Genomic DNA, 19,382 nt, shown 5'->3' with positions numbered 1-19,382 from the left:
GTTTATCTATCTATTTTACTAGAAAGCTATGTATATTTGTACACGAATGCTCGATTTAATTAGGAAAAATTCAAGAAATAACGTTGAATATTACATATAGAGCGTTAATATGTTTAAAATCTTAATCATTTGTTACAGTATAATTTAAGAGATATAAAAGAGTAAGGCGTTAGTCATCAATCATTGTGATATTGAAATTAGAGGTGTTTGATATTGAAAATTATTAATTTAGATTCAAAAAATCTTGCGTCATTTTATGTAGCATGCGAGTTGTTTAAACAAATACAGCAGCACCCTCATGCCAAACTCGGTTTAGCAACTGGTGGAACTATGACTGACGTATATCATTACTTAGTAAATTTATTAATCAAAAATAAAGTTGATGTGTCGCAGGTTGAAACATTTAATTTAGATGAATATGTAGGTTTAAAAGCAAGTCATCAACAAAGTTACCATACCTACATGAATAAAGTGCTATTTGAGCAATATCCTCATTTTGTTAAAAATCACATTCATATTCCTGATGGCTTATCAGAAAATCTAGAAGCAGAAGCGGAACGATATAACAATTTATTAGATGAAAGAGGGCCAATCGATATTCAAATTTTAGGAATTGGAGAAAATGGTCACATTGGTTTTAATGAACCAGGGACTGACTTCAATAGTGAAACACATGTGGTGAACTTAACAGAAAGCACCATAAAAGCAAATAGTCGATTTTTTGACAATGAAAAGGATGTTCCTAGACAAGCAGTTTCAATGGGGGTAAAAAGTATTTTAAAAGCAAAAAGGATTATCCTACTCGCATTTGGTCCAAAGAAAAAAGAGGCTATAAGTAAACTGTTAAATGAACAGGTTACCGAAGATGTACCTGCGACCATTTTACACACACACCCTAATGTTGAAGTTTATGTAGACGATGAAGCAGCGCCAGATTGTTTATAATTATATAGTTGTTTTATATACAAAATATTTTATATGTTTAATAAGTTTAGCGAAGGGTATACAACTATAAGCAAAAGAGAATTTCCCAAAACGAAAGGATGAATTTCATTGGAACTACAATTAGCCATTGATTTATTAAATAAAGAAGAAGCAGCAAAATTAGCTCAAAAAGTTGAAGAATATGTAGATATTGTTGAAATTGGTACGCCAATTGTAATTAATGAAGGGTTACCTGCAGTTCAACATTTAAATGAAAATATTAATAATGCTAAAGTATTAGCTGACTTGAAAATTATGGATGCAGCAGATTACGAAGTGAGCCAAGCAGTAAAATATGGTGCAGATATTGTTACAATTTTAGGTGTTGCTGAAGATGCTTCAATTAAAGCAGCAGTTGAAGAAGCGCATAAACATGGAAAAGCATTGCTTGTTGATATGATAGCAGTGCAAAACTTAGAACAACGTGCTAAAGAACTAGATGAGATGGGTGCAGACTATATCGCAGTTCATACAGGTTACGACTTACAAGCTGAAGGAAAATCTCCATTAGACAGCTTGCGTACAGTTAAATCTGTTATCAAAAACTCTAAGGTTGCAGTAGCAGGTGGTATTAAACCAGATACTATCAAAGATATTGTTGCTGAAGATCCAGATTTAGTTATTGTTGGTGGCGGTATTGCGAATGCTGACGATCCTGTAGAAGCAGCAAAACAATGTAGAGCAGCTATTGAAGGTAAATAAGATGAGTGAATTTAATAATTATCGTCTTATTCTTGAAGAGTTAGATTCTACTTTATCTCAAGTAGATAATACAGAGTATGAACGTTTTGCTAATGATGTTATAGGTGCAGATCGCATATTTACAGCTGGTAAAGGTCGTTCAGGTTTTGTTGCTAATAGTTTTGCAATGCGCTTAAATCAATTAGGTAAAAATGCCTACGTTGTAGGTGAGTCAACAACACCTTCAATTAAAGAACATGATTTGTTTATTATTATTTCAGGTTCAGGTTCTACAGAACATTTAAGATTATTAGCTGAAAAAGCACAATCTGAGGGTGCAAAAATTGTCTTATTAACTACAAATGCGGAATCGCCAATCGGTAATCTTGCAGAGACGGTTGTTGAATTGCCTGCAGGTACTAAACATGATGTTGAGGGTTCGAAACAACCACTTGGTAGTTTATTTGAACAGGCTTCACTTATATTCTTAGATAGTGTTGTATTACCTTTAATGGATGCATTTCACATTAGTGAAAAAACAATGCAAGAGAATCATGCTAATTTAGAATAACTAGAATGAGAGATGAGCACTTTTGTCTATGATTAGACAAAGGTGCTTTTTTAATAAATGGTGCAACATTACTCCTTTAAGTGTATATTTATAATATAACTTTAACTATGAGGTGAACATCATGAATTTTGATAGTTATATTTTTGATTTTGATGGAACGCTAATTGATACAACAACATGTCACGTCAAAGCTACGCAAAGCGCTTTTAAAAGATTAAATTTAGATGAACCTACAGAACAAGCTATTTTACATACATATCATTTAAATTTATATAACAATTTTAAAGCGCTAGCTTCACATGAACTGTCTTTTTATCAAATAGAAAAATTAATAGATGAATACAATCATTGTTTTAGCAACGATGAAATACATCAATCAAAAGAATATACCGGAATAAGTGAAGCATTAAAATTTTTACATAACCAAAAGAAAAAAATATTTGTAGTGTCTAATAAAGAAATACTAACAACTCAAAAGTATTTAGATTATCTCGGATTAAGCCGTTTTATAACTGATTCATTAGGTGTCTGTATTAAAAATGAAGACAAACTTCTTTGTGAAACGATTCAAAATTTGATACAGAAACATCATTTAATGATAGGTAAAACCGTGTATATAGGGGACACAGCACAGAATATCAAGAGTGCGAATCAAGCTCATGTGCAAACATGCGCTGTCACATGGGGAGCACAATCTGCACACGAATTGTTGCATGAAAATCCTCATTATATTGTTAATGATCCAGAAGAATTTTTAACAATTTTATAATATTTTCAATGGTAGGATGATAATTCATGAGGAATTTTATCCTACTCTTTTTTTAAAACTATGAAGCAAGTATAATGTAAACATAATTATATAAAGTGTTTACAAATGGTGATGAAGATGAAAAAAATAATGGAATATTTACAGCATTATATTAATCAATACCCGCATCGATTAGCTTTAGTGTTTGAAGATCGACATCTAACGTATGGAGAATTAAGTAAAGAAATTTATCAGGCTAGTATGCGCTATAAAGAAGTAAAATTAAACAAAAAAGTAGGTCTAATGGATGAACATCCTGTAAATAATATTATTAACTATTTTGCGGTACATCAAAGAGGTGGAATTCCTTGCATTTTTAATCATCAATGGAGTAATGAAAGGATACATCAACTTGTAAAAAGTTATGACATACAATGGTTAATTAAAGATAATCATCTTACCTCAAATCATGATAACTCAATTTATAATGATGAGGTTATCCCACGTAATGTTATACATATAGGTTTCACGTCAGGAACTACAGGTTTACCCAAAGCGTTTTATAGAAATGAACATTCTTGGATAGTTTCTTTTAAGGAAAATGAGAAATTACTCCAGCATTGTGAAGAAACCATTGTAGCACCGGGTCCTTTATCACATTCACTTTCATTGTACGCATGTATTTATGCATTAAGTACTGGAAAAACATTTATAGGTCAAAAAAATTTTAATCCACTATCTCTTATGCGTCTTATTAATCAATTGAACAAAACGACAGCAATATTTGTAGTGCCAACGATGGTACAACAACTTATTTCAACTCAACGACATTGTTCATCGATTAAAAGTATTTTGAGTAGTGGTGCTAAACTTACATTGCAACAGTTTCAACAAATCAGAAATTTATATCCACAAGCAAATTTAATAGAATTTTTTGGGACATCTGAAGCAAGTTTTATAAGCTACAATTTTAACCAATCATCTCCTGCTAATTCTGTTGGTAAACTTTTCCCTCATGTCGAGACACGATTATTAAATCAAGATGATGATGCAGTAGGATTATTAGCCGTTAGAAGTGAAATGGTGTTTAGTGGTTATGTTGGACAAAGCAATCAAGAGGGGGCATGGATTAAAACAGGCGACTTCGCTTATATTAAAAATCAACATTTGTTTTTAGTAGGTAGAGAGAGTGATCGTATTATAGTTGGGGGGATTAATGTATATCCAACAGCTATTGAAAGCTTAATTATGGATATTGAAGGCATTGATGAGGCCCTTGTCATTGGTATACCACATGCTAAATTTGGAGAAATAGCGATATTGCTTTATTCAGGTAAAGTACAATTGAATTACCGACAAATTAAATCTTTTTTAATGAAACATCTTTCAAGACAAGAAGTTCCATCAAAATTAAAGAAAATTGACCATATGATTTATACAGAATCAGGAAAGATTGCTAGAAAAGAGATGAAAAATAAATTTATTAATGGAGAGTTATAAAAATGAAACAACCTGTTATTATTGCAGCAAAACGTATAGCTTTCGGTAAGTATGGTGGCCGATTGAGGCATTTAGAACCTGAATCATTACTAGAACCTTTATTTAATCATTTTACAGATCAGTATCCAAAAGTAATGTCTCTTTTGGATGACGTCATTTTAGGTAATACGGTAGGTAATGGGGGGAATTTAGCTAGAAAATCATTACTTGAAGCGGGATTAGATTTTAAAATACCTGGTATAACAATTGATCGTCAATGTGGCTCAGGTCTTGAAGCCGTTATACAAGCCTGTAGGATGGTACAAAGTGGTGCTGGAACAATATATATTGCAGGTGGTGTTGAGAGTACCAGTAGAGCACCTTGGAAAATCAAACGTCCGCAGTCAGTTTATGAATCTGAGTTTCCACAATTTTTTGAACGGGCGCCTTTTGCAAGAGAAGGAGAAGACCCTTCAATGATTGAAGCAGCCGAAAATGTAGCGAAGAAATATCATATCAGTAGAAATGAACAAGATGACTTTGCGTATCGCAGTCATCAGTTGGCATCAAAAAATATGAATAACGGTAATATTTCCCAAGAAATTTTACCGTTCAAAGTGAAAGGTGAATATTTTAATCAAGATGAAAGTATTAAACCTCAACTTACTCTCAGAACACTTGGCAGACTTAAACCACTTTTAAATGAAGGAACAGTCACAGTAGGAAATAGTTGTAAGAAAAATGATGGTGCAGTATTACTGATTGTTATGGAAGAAAATCGGGCACGTCAATTAGGATTCACAGAAGGGATTAAGTTTGTGAATAGTGCAACTGTAGGTGTTCAACCACAGTATTTAGGAGTAGGTCCAGTGCCAGCAGTAAATCAATTATTAGCTCAAGAACGATTAACTATAAATGATATAAATGCAGTAGAATTAAATGAAGCATTTAGCTCTCAAGTTATTGCGAGCCAACAACAGCTTAACATTCCTTTGAATAAGTTGAATTGTTGGGGAGGAGCAATTGCTACAGGGCATCCATATGGTGCAAGTGGAGCAGCGTTAGTCACACGTTTATTTTATATGAAACATCAATTTAGAACTATAGCAACTATGGGAATAGGTGGAGGGATAGGAAATGCAGCTTTATTTGAAAGATGGTATGGAAATTAGAGAAGTTCAATTTACAAATGAAGAAGTTCAAAATTATTGCGAATTGCTTAATATAAAGTATGACCATTATGTTCCTACTCTTATGTGTGCCAAGTTATGGCCACAATTTGAGTTATTTCAATCTTTTTCAAAGAAGCCTATCATATTAAAAGAGACACACATTAAGACACAACATCAACTTCAAGTCGATTGTACGTATGAAGCGACATTGCATAAGGTTTCACAAAAATTAATTAAAAATATCATTAAATATACATATGGACTCGAAATCAATAAAGATAAAAAACATTGTATGTATATAAAACAAATATTTATCGAGGTAAGATAAATTATGAAATTTACAATAGAAATGGTGAATGAATATTTAACTATAGTTAATGATGAGAATCCGATCCATCGTTCCATTGTACCAGGACAACTCATATGTGAAAAAGTATTTTCTGAACTTAATGTGAATTGGATGAATTACAAAATTAAGTACTTAAAACCTATAAATATAGATGAAGAAGTACAATTTTTAATAAAAGAAAATGATGAAATTGTAGTTTTTAAAACATATGATGATACCAAACTAACAATTACTAGAAGTTGAGAATGATAAAAATAATAATCTTTTTTTAAATTAAATAATTAAAAACGCCAATGTTAGCAATGCTCAAAGGTTCTCTCCGAGCTACAAAAGGGGACAAGTTTTGGCTAACATTAGCGTTTCTCACTTGTTAAGGTGAGTGTTAATTTAGGGATGATAGAATGTCTTTAAACCTAAACGTATTAAGGGACTAAATGCTTTAAAACTCATTTTATTTGGGACTGGAAAGACAAAAGTGCTAAATCTCAATTAGGTTTGATGCAATGTCTAGTTGTCTAGAATAACGTTAACGATATGAGTAACTTGTCGGCATGTTGTCAACGTCATTCTCTAGTAGAGAGAGCAATTGATAGATTTCATACTTATTAAAAGTTTCATCACACTTTATAGTAATTGTCTTGAAAGTTTTAGTTATGATTTCATAAATGGGTGTTCCATTTTCTATATTTCTTCTGTAGATAATCATGTTGTTTATACCTCCCTTGCCTCTCTACACTTTAAATAATAAAAGATAAATCATAAGAAATCATGGGTCTGTAGTATCAAATTTACATACGACGATAAACTGATTACTTTCTAAGACTTTATATGTATACAATATTTATTATGGATTGAAAGGAAAGAGAAGAGACGCTGAGACATAATTCCTAGCAAAATAGCCAGTAAATGGATTTTCATAAATTCATTTATTGGCATCTTTATTTAAAATAATTCGTATTGTTGGCTCGCTTTCTTAGGTGACAGCTTCAGCCTGTAGTCTTCAGCTTGTCCTGTTCCCTCAAGAGTCTCGCCAAAATACTTTGTGTTTATATGTAATTTTATATTAAAATACTTTGAAAAATAAGGTGCTTTCGTATAATTTAATAAATACCACTAAACTAAATTAACGAGGTGTCTTATGTATAAAGATTATAATATGACTTAACATACTCTACCAATAGAAACTTCAGTACTTATCCCCGCGAATGATATTTCACGATATGTACATGATATTGTAGAAACAATTCACGATACTGAATTCGATGAATTCAGACATCCTCGTGGCTTAATATAAGAAAAGTAATAGCTCAACGAGCTGAAAATCATCAAAAAAATTATAAAAAAGACAATTCCTATATTATTTCAATAGAAATTGTCTTTATTTACTTATTTTGGAACTTTTTGTTCCAGGCTTTCCACATCTATATAGATATTGATTTAATTATAATTACAATGTTTGTAGGAATTAAATGAGACTATAGATGAGGGGTAAAATGTACTAGTATTTATATATATCGTATTTTAAACCTCAGTGACTTCAACGTTAATCTGTTCAATACGGTTATATGCACCATGATCAACAGGTCCTACAAAGTCATTCATTTTCCAACCATTTTTGATTGCTGAAGCTACAAATGCTTTAGCAGCAATGATTGCTTCTTTTGGAGATTTACCGTTCGCAAGATAAGCTGTTGTGGCAGCAGCAAATGTGCATCCTGCACCATGATTATAACTTTGTTGGAACATGTCAGTAGTTAATTGATAAAATTGTTGGCCATCATAGTACAAGTCATAAGATTTATCTTGATCGAGTGCTTTACCACCTTTAATAATGACATGAGGTGTGCCTTTGTCATAAATCACTTGAGCAGCTTTTTTCATATCCTCAATTGATGTTAATTTTCCTAAACCAGAGAGTTGACCTGCTTCGAATAAATTCGGGGTAACAACTGTAGCTTTAGGTAGTAAATATTGAATCATTGCTTCTGTGTTTCCTGGGTTAAGTACTTCGTCTTCTCCTTTACAAACCATTACTGGATCAACTACAAAATAGTCTGCACCAGATTCAACAAAAACATCTCCGGCACGTTTAATAATGTCTTGTGTCCCTAACATTCCTGTTTTAATAGCATCAGGTCCAATTGATATTGCAGTTTCAAGTTGTTTTTCGAAAACATTCATATCAATAGGTGTTACATCATGGGACCATGTTTCTTTATCCATTGTTACAATAGATGTTAAAGCGACCATTCCATATACATCAAGTTCTTGGAACGTTTTAAGATCTGCTTGCATACCGGCACCAGCACTTGTATCTGAACCAGCTATCGTTAATACTTTTTTTAAAGCCATCATTCATTCACTCCCATTAATTTCTAGTGTCTTTATCATATCATGTTTATCGCGTACGCTAAATTATTATAATTTTAAAATGCAAATCAATCATCATACTTAGCTATTGTATTGATGTTATCTTTAATTCGTGATTAATAGGTAAGAATGTCATCTCATTCTTACTTAAAAGGTCTTCAGTTAATTTTATTTTGAAAATTTGATTGCTAAAGTAAGGCTTAATATAATAACTTCTTTCTTTACTTTCCATCACTAATTGATATTGTGTGTAATGTATTTTATTGGCATCGATAACTGCACCTTGAGGGATACTGACTGATTCTAGAACTTTAAAACAATTCATTAAATTTTCATCTTCATTATGGGAACAGCGTAGTTGGTGTCTTAAATATGTAGCGCGTATAAAACGATCTGTTGACGTATAACCACCCGGTAAGCCATTTGTTCCTGCTTCACAGCCCATTGATCTTACTAGCACTTTACCTATTAATTGATTGGTTGATTTCTGTGGCGTTAAAAAAGCGTAATTTCTTAAGTTAGATAGATGCCAATCTAATTTAGGTTCATTTGTTAAGGTATGAACATAATTATCTTTAACTATTAATAAGCCATTGTGAGGTTCTATGGCTACGGTATGTCCTGTTTCATCAGTGACCATGAAATGTAAAGGAGGAACGATATTCAAAGTCGTATTTTTTTCATTCATAATATTGATTTTCTTAACCTTTTGTTTTAATTCGCTAATACTTTTATTAAAACCTAAAACCCAAACAATAAACTCCTCAGGTGCTAAGTTAAAATAACCATAACGTTTATGGGTACTGTATGAGGCTTCACCAGTGAAGTAATGGTTCGAAATAGCTAAACCTTTTTCGTTTATACCATCACCAAATCTATAACGTCCTACTTTTAAATTTGTTCCAACAAAACCATATTCAAGACGCATGTCTGAATCTAGATCAAATTGGTAGTGATAATGGCGTGGAACAATGGTTGGGATACCATTAAATTCAAATGCAAAGTCCATTGTTCTAGCTAAATAATGGTAACGTTGTTTTGTATATAAAGAAATGGCAGTACACATATATAACACTCCAAACTACTGAAATTTATCTATATTAATTGTAATATAGATAAAAATGCGCTTATTGTAAACCTGAATCATATAAAAGTTTACAAAAATTAATGCTTATAAAATCAGTCATTTTTCTAATATGAATATGTTAAAATGTAGCTTGAGGTGAAAACGAATGAAATGGTCAGAGGTATTTCATGATATAACAACGCGCCATGATTTTCAGGCGATGCATGACTTTTTAGAAAAAGAATATACGACTCAAACCGTCTATCCAGATATACAAAATATCTATCAAGCATTTGATTTAACGCCGTTTGAAGATATCAAGGTTGTTATTTTAGGGCAAGATCCTTATCACGGTCCTAATCAAGCACATGGTTTAGCATTTTCAGTGCAACCTCATGCTAAATTTCCACCATCTTTAAGAAATATGTATCAAGAACTAGAAAATGATATAGGGTGTCATAGAACTTCGCCTCATTTACAAGACTGGGCAAGAGAAGGTGTCTTGTTATTAAATACGGTATTGACTGTTCGACAAGGTGAAGCACATTCACATCGAAATATTGGATGGGAAACATTCACGGATGAAATCATACAAGCTGTTTCTAATTATCGTGAGCATGTTGTTTTTATTCTGTGGGGAAGACCGGCTCAACAAAAGGAACGATTCATTGATACATCTAAACACTTAATCATTAAATCGCCACATCCTAGTCCACTATCGGCTTTTAGAGGATTTTTTGGTTCTAAACCTTATTCAACTACAAATAACTATTTAAAATCTAAAGGGAAAACACCAGTTCAGTGGTGTGAAAGTTAGGTGAGAATAATGAACAAAGAACAGATTCTACAATTGATTGAGCAAGAATTGATACAAGCAGATGAAGCTCAGACAGATACGGAATTTGAAAAGCATATGTATGCTATACACATGCTCACATCTCTTGTTAGTTCTCATCAAAGTCGTTCTACAATAGAGAAATTAAATCATTCTAAACCAATGAATAGTAATATCAAAGATGATTATGAGATGAAACAACAGTCTTCACAAAAACATCATGTAACTGCAGCTGAAATAGAAGCAATGGGTGGTAAAGTACCACAATCAATGAAAAAGCATCATACTTCTAATAATATGATGATTACAGATGATCAAGTTGGTAATGGTGAATCTATTTTTGATTTTTAAATATAAAGGAGTACATTCAAAATGATGAAAGTTTTTATTATTTTAGGTGCATTAAATGCAATGATGGCTGTCGGTACTGGCGCATTTGGAGCACATGGGTTGGAAGATAAATTATCAGATAAATACATGTCAATATGGGAAAAAGCAACAACTTATCAAATGTATCATGGATTAGGTCTGTTAGTTATAGGTTTAATAAGTGGTACAACATCAATTAATGTAAATTGGGCTGGTTGGTTATTATTCTTTGGTATTGTCTTTTTCAGTGGTTCCTTGTATTTCTTAGCCTTAACACAAGTTCGTATTTTAGGTGCAATTACGCCAATAGGTGGTGTTCTATTTATAATTGGTTGGCTTGTTCTTGTGATTGCTACACTTAAATTCGCTGGGTAATCACTTCATATAATCATGTTACAATATGACAATCTTTACAATTTAATGGTAAAAGTTCATGAGTTAATTCACTCACCTTTTAGGGTATACTATACTCTCGAGGTGAGTTTTATTTATGGAAAATAAAAATAACAATGTAGATAGAGGTAACCTTAAGCAGAATCTTTCCGAGAAATTTGTATGGGCTATTGCATATGGTTCGTGTATCGGATGGGGCGCTTTTATATTACCAGGAGATTGGATTAAACAATCAGGGCCTATTGCTTCTTCAATAGGTATAGTAATCGGTGCGTTATTGATGATTCTTATTGCTGTAAGTTATGGCGCACTCGTTGAAAAATTTCCTGTTTCTGGTGGCGCATTTGCTTTTAGTTTTTTAAGTTTTGGAAGATATGTAAGCTTTTTCTCTTCATGGTTTTTAACATTTGGCTATGTTTGTGTTGTTGCGTTAAATGCGACAGCATTCAGTTTGTTGATTAAATTTTTATTACCAAATGTTTTGAACAACGGTAAGTTATATACAGTAGCTGGTTGGGATGTTTACATAACTGAAATTGTTATCGCAACTGTGCTACTTATAGTGTTTATGTTGATTACTATTAGAGGTGCCAGTGTGTCTGGTTCGTTACAATATTACTTCTGTGTTGCAATGGTCCTTGTAGTTGCACTTATGTTTATAGGTTCTTTCTTTAGCAGTCACTTTAGTTTGAGTCATTTAGAGCCATTAGCAAGTGTAGATAAAGGATGGTTTCAATCAATCATTATGATTGTCTCTATTGCACCATGGGCGTACGTAGGGTTTGATAATATACCGCAAACTGCTGAAGAATTTAACTTTTCTCCTAACAAGACGTTTAAACTTATTGTTTATAGTTTACTAGCTGCGTCACTCACTTATGTAGTGATGTTACTTTACACAGGCTGGCTAAGTACACAAGCAACAAGTTTAAATGGTAACTTATGGCTTACAGGTGCAGTGACTCAAGATGCATTCGGTTTTATTGGCCTTGCAGTATTAGCAGTGGCAATTATTATGGGGATTTTTACTGGATTAAATGGATTTTTAATGAGTTCGAGTCGCTTATTATTTTCAATGGGGCGCTCTGGCATTATGCCAACAGTATTTAGTAAATTACACAGTAAACATAAAACACCATATGTCGCTATTATCTTCCTAGTAGCTGTATCTTTAATTGCTCCTTGGTTAGGTAGAACGGCATTAACATGGATTGTAGATATGTCATCTACAGGTGTTTCAATTGCATATTTTATTACTTGTTTATCTGCTACGAAATTATTTAGTTTTAATAAACAGAGTAATACGTATGCACCAGTTTATAAAATTTTTGGTATTATAGGATCGATTGTATCCTTTGTGTTCTTATGTTTATTGCTTATTCCAGGTTCTCCTGCAGCACTTTCGATACCATCATACATCGCTTTAGGAATTTGGTTGGTAATAGGATTAATCTTTTTTATCATTCGCTTGCCAAAACTTAAGAAAATGAATAATGATGAATTGAGTCGATTGATTTTAAATCATTCTGAAGACGAAGTTTTAGAGATGGTTCATGAACCTGGTCAATCTAATTCAACGAATAAATAGATTTAAAAGTTATTTCGTGACAATTTTATAAAGAGGCTGGAACAAAAAGGTCCAAGATAAGTAAAAAAAGACAATTTCTATTGAAATAATATAGAAATTGTCTTTTTTATAATTTTTTTTGATTATTTTCAGTTCGTTGAGCTGTTACTTTTCTTATATTAAGCCACGATGATGTCTGAATTCATCGAATTCAGTATCGGGAATTGTTTCTACAATATCATTTACATGTCGTGAAATATTATTTGTGGGGATAAGAACTGAAGTTTCTATTGGTAGAGTATGTTGAGTCATGTTATATTCTTTATACATAAGGCACCCGGTTAATTTAGTTTATTGGTATTTATTAAATTATACGAAAAGGCCTTATTTTTTAAAGTATTTTAATATAAAATTACATATAAGCACAAAGTATTTTGGCGAGACTCTTGAGGGAACAGGACAAGCTGAAGACTACAGGCTGAAGCTGTCCCCTAAGAAAGCGAGCCAACAATACGAAGCATTGTAAATAAAAAAGCCAGTAAATGAATTTATGAAAACTCATTTACTGGCTATTTTGCTAGGAATTATGTTCCAACCTCTTTTTATTTATCATATATTTTTTAACAATATTTAACTATAAATTTAATTGGTTAGAGTAACGTTAATTTTTTAGCGAATGATTTTATTGATATTACAATCTTTTTCTGGTACGAGCAAAACCTGAAATAACGATTTTAGAAATTTGATCAGCAAATAATAAACCTAAAGCAATAGCACCTGCTATTAATGTCACTTCAAGCATTGTGTTAATCGCCTTTCCAAAGTGTAATAACACTAAATTTTTAGTGGCATCATAAGCAAGTCCTCCTGGAACCAGAGGTATAATACCTGTAACCATAAAAATAATTACAGGCTCTTTTTTTCGACGGGCCATATAATGACTAAGTAAACCTAACGCTAAACTACCGAAAAAGCTTGAGTAAATCGTATGGAGTTCAAAGCCGTTAAATAATACAGTATAAACCATCCATCCACAAGCGCCGACAAAGCCACAAGCAAAATACAACTTCCTAGGGGCATCAAATATGACACAGAAAAAGAGTGAAGCAAGAAAGCTAAATATAAAATTAAATATCCAAAACATATGAGTGCACTCCTAGACTAAAATTAATATTGAACTTACACCAGCGCCTATACCAAAGGCGGTGACTAAAGCTTCTAAAGATTTTGTAGTAAACATTAACATATGTCCTCCGAATAGATCTTGGATAGCATTTGTAATCAGTACTCCAGGTACAATCGGCATGACCGCTGCAATGATAATTGTAGCTAAATCTCCGCTAGGAACAAATGCATGTCCAATTACAGAAATAATACCTATTACCAAAGAACCTATGAATTCTGGAATAAATTGTGCGTGTAGCTTTCGATCTAATATTTCTACTACTAAGTATCCAATCGTTCCAGCTAATACAGCTGTGATGATATCAACCAGACGACCTCCCTGTAGATAGAGGAAGCTCGTAGCGATAATTGCTGCGGCAATTCCTTTAAAAGGGAGACTGCTATCTCTTTTAGCAACATATATTTCCTCTAATTGATACTTAGCTTCTTCAAGCGTCATTGTGCCATTTGTAATTTGACGTGAGATTTCATTAGCTTGAGAAATTTTTATTAAGTTCGTATCTCGAGTTTTAATTCTATACAACCGAGGATATGCTTCATTATGTAAAACAAATTCAATTACAGTATTAGTCACGAAACTATTACTTTCAGGATAGCCCAATTTTGTAGCAATACGTGCCATGGTATCCTCTACCCGTGTACCTTCAGCTCCAGATTCAAGTAATATACGAGCAGCAATCATAACAACATCTTTTATCAATGCTTCACGAGATGTTTCAATTGTATCCTTATTCATTTCATCACCAAATTTTTTTAAAATTAAGAATAAATCATTATTATAATTATAGTAAAGGTTTTAGGAAAACGCCACAACCCTTGAGGTTTACATGACGTGCAACTTGTTATTTAAAGTCATTTTCATAGAGTTAAGCAGATAAAATAATGATTTATAGGTGAATTTTATAATAAATATTAAAAAAAACTTTATAGTTGTACATTTACCTTTCTATAATGTTTCAAATGTTTCAAAAAGGTTAAAATAATATTAGTTAACGATGACAGTGAATATATTGAGTAGCGACGGTATATTCTATGAGGTTAACTATATACGTAGTAGTGATTTAAAGTTCTCCCAAGGATACTACAACATAAGAGCCTAGTACATCTTAATTGTACAGGCTCTTAAATTTTTTATAGTCATTAAATTTAAGATAAGGTGTTATCTTTTTACATATTAAAAACCCTACACACTAGTAGATTATAATCCTAGTGTGTAGGGTTAATTTTTCACTTTAACTTATATACTAAAAAATTGTTTGAAGTCTTCGATGTTTAGAATGTGACCAATATAGAAACTACCAAATTCGCCATAACGAGCAGTCGTTTCATCAAAACGCATTTCATAGACAATTTTTTTGAATTGAAGTACATCATTTGAAAATAATGTAACACCCCACTCATAGTCATCAAAACCTACTGAACCTGTAATAAACTGTTTGATTTTACCAGCATATTTACGACCTATCATCCCATGGTTATACATTAAAGTTTTACGGTCTTCGATAGGTAACATATACCAGTTATAAGTTTCATTGCGTCGTTTATCCATTGGATAGAAACATATATATTCAGAATGTGGTAATTCAGGGTATAATCGTGCCTTAACGTGGGGATTTTCATAAGGATCCTCATCAGATTTGCCTGCTAAATAATTACTTAATTCTATCACTGACACATAGGAATAAGTTGGAATGAGATAGTCTGCGATACGTAATTTATTAAACTCATTTTCAATTTGATTTAACTCTTTCATTTCTGGACGTAAAAACCATAGTAAAAGGTCCGCTTTTTGACCTGTAATGTTATAAATTGCATGATCACCTTGATGTGATTCTCTAGCAACTGTTTTATCTTTAATAAATGTTTCCAATTCAGTAATCATTGCTTCACGATCATCTTCAGCAATTAAACGAAAAGTTGTCCAGTCTACTGCATAAAATAAATGTAAGCTATACCAACCATCTAAAGTTTCTGCTGCTTCACTCATTATTATTCGCTCCTTTTTCAAAATTTTTATTGGATTCATATCAAATTCTATCACAAACAGTCATTTAACTACTAAAAAAATGTTTACAAAAGCGAAATGGAATTCTGATGAAAAATAACGTATAATTTACTATGTAAACGTTATTATAAGAGAGAATTAAGGAGGATATTATGGCTGATTTATTATCTGTATTACAAGACAAATTATCCGGGAAAAATGTAAAAATAGTATTACCTGAAGGTGAAGATGAACGAGTGCTCATTGCTGCGACTCAGCTACAAAAAACTGACTATGTTTCACCTATCGTTCTAGGAAACGAAGATAATATTAAATCTCTTGCTTCTAAACACGCTTTAGATTTAACTCAAATTGAAATCATAGATCCAGCAACGAGTGAACTTAAAGATGAGCTTGTAGATGCTTTTGTTGAAAGACGTAAAGGTAAGGCAACTAAAGAACAAGCAGTTGAATTATTAGATAATGTAAATTATTTCGGAACAATGCTTGTGTATACTGGAAAGGCTGAAGGTTTAGTGAGTGGTGCTGCACATTCTACTGGAGATACAGTCAGACCAGCATTACAAATTATCAAAACTAAACCTGGTGTATCTAGAACATCTGGTATTTTCTTTATGATTAAAGGCGACGAACAATATATTTTTGGAGATTGTGCGATTAATCCAGAATTAGATGCTCAAGGACTTGCTGAAATTGCAGTAGAGAGTGCTAAATCAGCACAAAGCTTTGGAATGGACCCTAAAGTAGCTATGTTAAGCTTTTCTACAAAAGGTTCTGCTAAATCGGATGATGTTACTAAAGTGCAAGAAGCATTGAAGTTAGCTCAAGAAAAAGCTGAAGCAGATCAATTAGATCATGTAGTTATTGATGGAGAATTCCAATTTGACGCTGCTATTGTTCCTAGCGTAGCAGAGAAGAAAGCACCTGGTGCAAAAATTCAAGGTGATGCAAATGTATTTGTTTTCCCTAGTCTAGAAGCAGGTAATATTGGTTATAAGATTGCTCAACGTTTAGGTGGATACGATGCAGTAGGACCAGTCCTACAAGGATTAAACTCTCCAGTCAATGATTTATCTCGTGGTTGCTCAACTGAAGACGTTTATAACTTATCTATTATTACAGCTGCTCAAGCTTTACAATAATGGACTTAGCAACTAAATATTTTAATCAAATCAACTGGCGTTATGTCGATCATTCAAGTGGTTTAGAGCCCATGCAATCTTTTGCGTTTGATGACACTTTTTCCGAAAGCGTTGGTAAAGATTTATCTTGTAATGTAGTACGAACGTGGATACATCAACACACCGTGATTTTGGGCATTCATGATTCGCGTTTACCATTTTTAAGTGATGGTATTCGTTTTCTTACAGATGAACAAGGATATAATGCAATTGTTAGGAATTCTGGTGGCTTGGGTGTCGTATTAGATCAAGGAATTTTAAACATATCTTTGATTTTTAAAGGACAAACCGAAACGACTATTGATGAAGCCTTTACAGTGATGTATTTATTGATTAATAAAATGTTTGAGGATGAAGATGTTAGTATCGATACTAAAGAAATTGAGCAATCGTATTGCCCAGGAAAATTTGATTTAAGTATTAATGATAAGAAATTTGCCGGGATTTCGCAGCGACGAGTACGTGGTGGTATCGCAGTGCAAATATACTTATGTATTGAAGGTTCTGGCTCAGAACGGGCATTAATGATGCAACAGTTTTATCAACGTGCGCTTAAAGGGGAGACTACTAAATTTCACTATCCAGACATAGATCCCTCATGTATGGCATCTTTAGAAACCCTTTTAAATAGAGAAATTAAAGTGCAAGATGTTATGTTTTTATTATTATATGCACTAAAAGATTTAGGGGCAAACTTAAATATGGATCCTATTACAGAAGACGAGTGGACACGTTACGAAGGGTATTATGATAAGATGTTAGAACGCAATGCGAAAATGAATGAAAAATTAGATTTTTAGCAAGTGTGACACTATAGATAAGTCATAAAATGATAAGCCTGGGACAAAATGATTGTCCCAGGTTTTTTTACGTATTAGCAGTGATAGTTGATGTGAATAGAAAATAATTTTTTATTAATTTTCAATCAAGACGGGGTTCTAACCAAGAAAATTTCACATAGAAATTCAACAAAATAGGCAAGTGTTATTCGAGGTTAAAAGAGGACAACAAATTCAATTTGAATTCAATCTTACTACTATTTTGTTTAATAAAAATACCTTTCAAACAAAAGTTAAGATGACTTTGTTAGAAAATGATATATATTCTATCACAAATTTGTAGTATTATAGTTGAGGTGGAAAATTTTAAAAACTTTAGTAAAAAATTTAACGATGTTTACAAAATTGTCATTTAAGGTAAATATATTTCATGATTTTGATAACTCTTTAAAAGAGTTTTATAATATTAAAGTGTTGTGAAAACTTAAACAAAAAGTTATTATGCCCTTTTGTTGTTATTTTACTTTTAAATAGTTATAATGAACGCTTGATTATTGGCGATATGATAAATGTATTCGATAAAATTGACATTTAAGTGACATCTATCAAGATGAATATGTAAAGAAATTAAATTAATATCACGTAAAATAGCAAGTCAATCATTCTAACATCGTCAGTACATCTTATGAAGTGATATTTTAAAGAAGGTATATAAAGGTGAGAAAACATGACTAGACAAGGATACGGAGAATCTACTGGAAAGATTATTCTAATGGGTGAACACGCAGTTACATTTGGTCAACCGGCAATCGCAATTCCATTTAATGCTGGAAAAATTAAAGTCCTCATTGAAAGTTTAGATGAAGGTAATTATTCTTCTATCACAAGTGACGTATATGACGGAATGTTATACGATGCCCCCGAACATCTAAAGTCTATCATTAATCGCTTTGTTGAAAAAAGTGGAGTGAAAGAACCACTATCAGTAAAAATTCAAACTAATTTGCCTCCATCAAGAGGTTTAGGTTCAAGTGCTGCAGTAGCAGTAGCGTTTGTACGCGCCAGTTATGATTTTATGGATCAACCTTTAGATGACAAAACATTGATTAAAGAAGCAAATTGGGCGGAGCAAATCGCACATGGTAAGCCAAGCGGTATTGATACGCAGACGATTGTGTCAAATAAACCCGTCTGGTTTAAACAAGGGCAGGCCGAAAAATTAAAATCACTAAAATTAAATGGTTATATGGTTGTCATTGATACTGGAGTAAAGGGTTCTACCAAACAAGCAGTAGAAGATGTTCATGTATTATGTGAATCTGATGAATATATGAAATATATAGAGCACATTGGTACACTTGTTCACAGTGCTAGCGAATCGATTGAACAGCATGATTTCCATCATTTGGCTGACATATTTAACGCATGTCAAGAAGACTTGAGACATTTAACAGTAAGTCACGATAAAATAGAAAAATTACTTCAAATTGGGAAAGAACATGGTGCCATTGCTGGTAAACTAACTGGTGGAGGAAGAGGTGGCAGCATGCTTCTTCTTGCGGAAAATTTAAAAACTGCAAAGACTATTGTTGCTGCTGTTGAAAAAGCTGGCGCAGCACATACATGGATTGAACATTTAGGAGGTTAA

Annotated in this window: 22 protein-coding genes; 15 read left to right on the top strand and 7 right to left on the bottom strand. The window is 32.6% G+C overall.

The window, feature by feature from the left end; translation table 11 throughout:
- Positions 1–213 precede the first annotated feature (213 nt).
- From nagB to FNL83_RS10705, 8 genes are all read left to right on the top strand, one after another.
- Positions 214–945: a glucosamine-6-phosphate deaminase gene (gene nagB, locus FNL83_RS10740; RefSeq protein WP_001832077.1), complete on the top strand. Its 732-nt coding sequence runs from the start codon at positions 214–216 to the stop codon at positions 943–945.
- A 108-nt stretch (positions 946–1,053) separates the two neighbouring features.
- Positions 1,054–1,686, top strand: coding sequence for a 3-hexulose-6-phosphate synthase (hxlA, locus tag FNL83_RS10735; protein ID WP_001832167.1), 633 nt, complete (start codon positions 1,054–1,056; stop codon positions 1,684–1,686).
- 1 nt (position 1,687) lies between these two features.
- A complete protein-coding gene (gene hxlB, locus FNL83_RS10730; protein ID WP_002456012.1) occupies positions 1,688–2,236 on the top strand; it encodes a 6-phospho-3-hexuloisomerase in 549 nt (182 codons plus the stop codon).
- A gap of 121 nt (positions 2,237–2,357) precedes the next feature.
- Positions 2,358–3,005: an HAD family hydrolase gene (locus FNL83_RS10725; RefSeq protein WP_002438724.1), complete on the top strand. Its 648-nt coding sequence runs from the start codon at positions 2,358–2,360 to the stop codon at positions 3,003–3,005.
- A 105-nt stretch (positions 3,006–3,110) separates the two neighbouring features.
- A complete protein-coding gene (locus FNL83_RS10720) occupies positions 3,111–4,484 on the top strand; it encodes a long-chain fatty acid--CoA ligase (protein ID WP_002438725.1) in 1,374 nt (457 codons plus the stop codon).
- Positions 4,485–4,486: 2 nt separating this feature from the next.
- A complete protein-coding gene (locus tag FNL83_RS10715; protein ID WP_001832124.1) occupies positions 4,487–5,635 on the top strand; it encodes an acetyl-CoA C-acyltransferase in 1,149 nt (382 codons plus the stop codon).
- Entirely contained in the window at positions 5,601–5,963 is a 363-nt protein-coding gene (locus FNL83_RS10710; RefSeq protein WP_001832023.1) for a protein VraC, read from the top strand. The genes FNL83_RS10715 and FNL83_RS10710 overlap by 35 nt, the downstream gene beginning before the upstream one ends.
- Before the next feature lie 3 nt (positions 5,964–5,966).
- Positions 5,967–6,227: a hypothetical protein gene (locus FNL83_RS10705; RefSeq protein WP_001832117.1), complete on the top strand. Its 261-nt coding sequence runs from the start codon at positions 5,967–5,969 to the stop codon at positions 6,225–6,227.
- A 283-nt stretch (positions 6,228–6,510) separates the two neighbouring features.
- On the opposite strand, the gene vraX is transcribed toward FNL83_RS10705, so the two are convergent.
- The 3 genes from vraX to FNL83_RS10690 form a co-directional block, all read right to left on the bottom strand.
- Positions 6,511–6,690 carry a C1q-binding complement inhibitor VraX gene (gene vraX, locus FNL83_RS10700; protein ID WP_002438726.1) on the bottom strand — a complete coding sequence of 60 codons (180 nt, stop codon included), beginning with the start codon at positions 6,688–6,690 and terminating at the stop codon, positions 6,511–6,513.
- A gap of 815 nt (positions 6,691–7,505) precedes the next feature.
- Positions 7,506–8,336, bottom strand: a complete 831-nt coding sequence (gene thiD / locus FNL83_RS10695; protein ID WP_002458379.1) for a bifunctional hydroxymethylpyrimidine kinase/phosphomethylpyrimidine kinase — start codon at positions 8,334–8,336, stop codon at positions 7,506–7,508.
- Between the two features lie 103 nt (positions 8,337–8,439).
- A complete protein-coding gene (locus FNL83_RS10690; protein ID WP_002438731.1) occupies positions 8,440–9,420 on the bottom strand; it encodes a choloylglycine hydrolase family protein in 981 nt (326 codons plus the stop codon).
- Positions 9,421–9,586: 166 nt separating this feature from the next.
- Here FNL83_RS10690 and FNL83_RS10685 point away from each other — a divergent pair, with 166 nt between their 5' ends.
- The 4 genes from FNL83_RS10685 (at position 9,587) to FNL83_RS10670 (ending at position 12,605) form a co-directional block, all read left to right on the top strand.
- Positions 9,587–10,237 (top strand): uracil-DNA glycosylase, encoded by a 651-nt coding sequence (locus FNL83_RS10685; protein ID WP_002456854.1) that lies wholly within the window; start codon positions 9,587–9,589, stop codon positions 10,235–10,237.
- Between the two features lie 9 nt (positions 10,238–10,246).
- Entirely contained in the window at positions 10,247–10,606 is a 360-nt protein-coding gene (locus tag FNL83_RS10680; protein ID WP_001832078.1) for a DUF5327 family protein, read from the top strand.
- Positions 10,607–10,630: 24 nt separating this feature from the next.
- A complete protein-coding gene (locus FNL83_RS10675; RefSeq protein WP_002494334.1) occupies positions 10,631–10,999 on the top strand; it encodes a DUF423 domain-containing protein in 369 nt (122 codons plus the stop codon).
- 115 nt (positions 11,000–11,114) lie between these two features.
- Positions 11,115–12,605, top strand: coding sequence for an APC family permease (locus FNL83_RS10670; RefSeq protein ID WP_001832531.1), 1,491 nt, complete (start codon positions 11,115–11,117; stop codon positions 12,603–12,605).
- 153 nt (positions 12,606–12,758) lie between these two features.
- On the opposite strand, the gene FNL83_RS12125 is transcribed toward FNL83_RS10670, so the two are convergent.
- From FNL83_RS12125 to hemQ, 4 genes are all read right to left on the bottom strand, one after another.
- Positions 12,759–12,896: a transposase gene (locus FNL83_RS12125; RefSeq protein ID WP_011082604.1), complete on the bottom strand. Its 138-nt coding sequence runs from the start codon at positions 12,894–12,896 to the stop codon at positions 12,759–12,761.
- Positions 12,897–13,275: 379 nt separating this feature from the next.
- The gene (locus FNL83_RS10665; protein ID WP_001832133.1) at positions 13,276–13,728 is read right to left on the bottom strand and encodes a threonine/serine exporter family protein; all 453 of its coding nucleotides are present in this window, start codon (positions 13,726–13,728) and stop codon (positions 13,276–13,278) included.
- Positions 13,729–13,740: 12 nt separating this feature from the next.
- Entirely contained in the window at positions 13,741–14,505 is a 765-nt protein-coding gene (locus FNL83_RS10660; protein WP_001832039.1) for a threonine/serine exporter family protein, read from the bottom strand.
- 501 nt (positions 14,506–15,006) lie between these two features.
- On the bottom strand, positions 15,007–15,756 hold the full coding sequence (hemQ, locus tag FNL83_RS10655) for a hydrogen peroxide-dependent heme synthase (RefSeq protein WP_001832113.1): 750 nt from the start codon (positions 15,754–15,756) through the stop codon (positions 15,007–15,009).
- A gap of 170 nt (positions 15,757–15,926) precedes the next feature.
- Between hemQ and pta the strand changes: the two genes are divergently transcribed.
- From pta to mvk, 3 genes are all read left to right on the top strand, one after another.
- Positions 15,927–16,916, top strand: a complete 990-nt coding sequence (pta, locus tag FNL83_RS10650) for a phosphate acetyltransferase (protein ID WP_001832032.1) — start codon at positions 15,927–15,929, stop codon at positions 16,914–16,916.
- Positions 16,916–17,755 (top strand): lipoate--protein ligase family protein, encoded by an 840-nt coding sequence (locus tag FNL83_RS10645; protein ID WP_001832052.1) that lies wholly within the window; start codon positions 16,916–16,918, stop codon positions 17,753–17,755. Before pta ends, FNL83_RS10645 begins: the two co-directional genes overlap by 1 nt.
- A gap of 706 nt (positions 17,756–18,461) precedes the next feature.
- Positions 18,462–19,382: a mevalonate kinase gene (gene mvk / locus FNL83_RS10640; RefSeq protein WP_001832069.1), complete on the top strand. Its 921-nt coding sequence runs from the start codon at positions 18,462–18,464 to the stop codon at positions 19,380–19,382.

Source organism: Staphylococcus epidermidis (genome assembly GCF_006742205.1).
In the GTDB taxonomy this organism is placed as follows: Bacteria; Bacillota; Bacilli; order Staphylococcales; family Staphylococcaceae; genus Staphylococcus; species Staphylococcus epidermidis.
The sequence above is the reverse complement of the archived record's forward strand: the minus strand, read 5'-3'. Positions and strand labels throughout refer to the sequence as shown.

What these genes read in the sequence shown, in the direction of transcription:
- hemQ (WP_001832113.1), bottom strand. Translation starts at nt 15,756, where the DNA reads ATGAGTGAAGCAGCAGAAACTTTAGATGGTTGGTATAGCTTACATTTA.
- FNL83_RS10710 (WP_001832023.1), top strand. Translation starts at nt 5,601, where the DNA reads ATGCAGCTTTATTTGAAAGATGGTATGGAAATTAGAGAAGTTCAATTT.
- FNL83_RS10715 (WP_001832124.1), top strand. Translation starts at nt 4,487, where the DNA reads ATGAAACAACCTGTTATTATTGCAGCAAAACGTATAGCTTTCGGTAAG.
- hxlB (WP_002456012.1), top strand. Translation starts at nt 1,688, where the DNA reads ATGAGTGAATTTAATAATTATCGTCTTATTCTTGAAGAGTTAGATTCT.
- FNL83_RS10725 (WP_002438724.1), top strand. Translation starts at nt 2,358, where the DNA reads ATGAATTTTGATAGTTATATTTTTGATTTTGATGGAACGCTAATTGAT.
- FNL83_RS12125 (WP_011082604.1), bottom strand. Translation starts at nt 12,896, where the DNA reads ATGACTCAACATACTCTACCAATAGAAACTTCAGTTCTTATCCCCACA.
- FNL83_RS10690 (WP_002438731.1), bottom strand. Translation starts at nt 9,420, where the DNA reads ATGTGTACTGCCATTTCTTTATATACAAAACAACGTTACCATTATTTA.
- FNL83_RS10680 (WP_001832078.1), top strand. Translation starts at nt 10,247, where the DNA reads ATGAACAAAGAACAGATTCTACAATTGATTGAGCAAGAATTGATACAA.
- FNL83_RS10720 (WP_002438725.1), top strand. Translation starts at nt 3,111, where the DNA reads ATGGTGATGAAGATGAAAAAAATAATGGAATATTTACAGCATTATATT.
- FNL83_RS10675 (WP_002494334.1), top strand. Translation starts at nt 10,631, where the DNA reads ATGAAAGTTTTTATTATTTTAGGTGCATTAAATGCAATGATGGCTGTC.
- FNL83_RS10645 (WP_001832052.1), top strand. Translation starts at nt 16,916, where the DNA reads ATGGACTTAGCAACTAAATATTTTAATCAAATCAACTGGCGTTATGTC.
- FNL83_RS10660 (WP_001832039.1), bottom strand. Translation starts at nt 14,505, where the DNA reads ATGAATAAGGATACAATTGAAACATCTCGTGAAGCATTGATAAAAGAT.
- FNL83_RS10705 (WP_001832117.1), top strand. Translation starts at nt 5,967, where the DNA reads ATGAAATTTACAATAGAAATGGTGAATGAATATTTAACTATAGTTAAT.
- vraX (WP_002438726.1), bottom strand. Translation starts at nt 6,690, where the DNA reads ATGATTATCTACAGAAGAAATATAGAAAATGGAACACCCATTTATGAA.
- FNL83_RS10685 (WP_002456854.1), top strand. Translation starts at nt 9,587, where the DNA reads ATGAAATGGTCAGAGGTATTTCATGATATAACAACGCGCCATGATTTT.
- mvk (WP_001832069.1), top strand. Translation starts at nt 18,462, where the DNA reads ATGACTAGACAAGGATACGGAGAATCTACTGGAAAGATTATTCTAATG.
- thiD (WP_002458379.1), bottom strand. Translation starts at nt 8,336, where the DNA reads ATGGCTTTAAAAAAAGTATTAACGATAGCTGGTTCAGATACAAGTGCT.
- FNL83_RS10665 (WP_001832133.1), bottom strand. Translation starts at nt 13,728, where the DNA reads ATGTTTTGGATATTTAATTTTATATTTAGCTTTCTTGCTTCACTCTTT.
- FNL83_RS10670 (WP_001832531.1), top strand. Translation starts at nt 11,115, where the DNA reads ATGGAAAATAAAAATAACAATGTAGATAGAGGTAACCTTAAGCAGAAT.
- pta (WP_001832032.1), top strand. Translation starts at nt 15,927, where the DNA reads ATGGCTGATTTATTATCTGTATTACAAGACAAATTATCCGGGAAAAAT.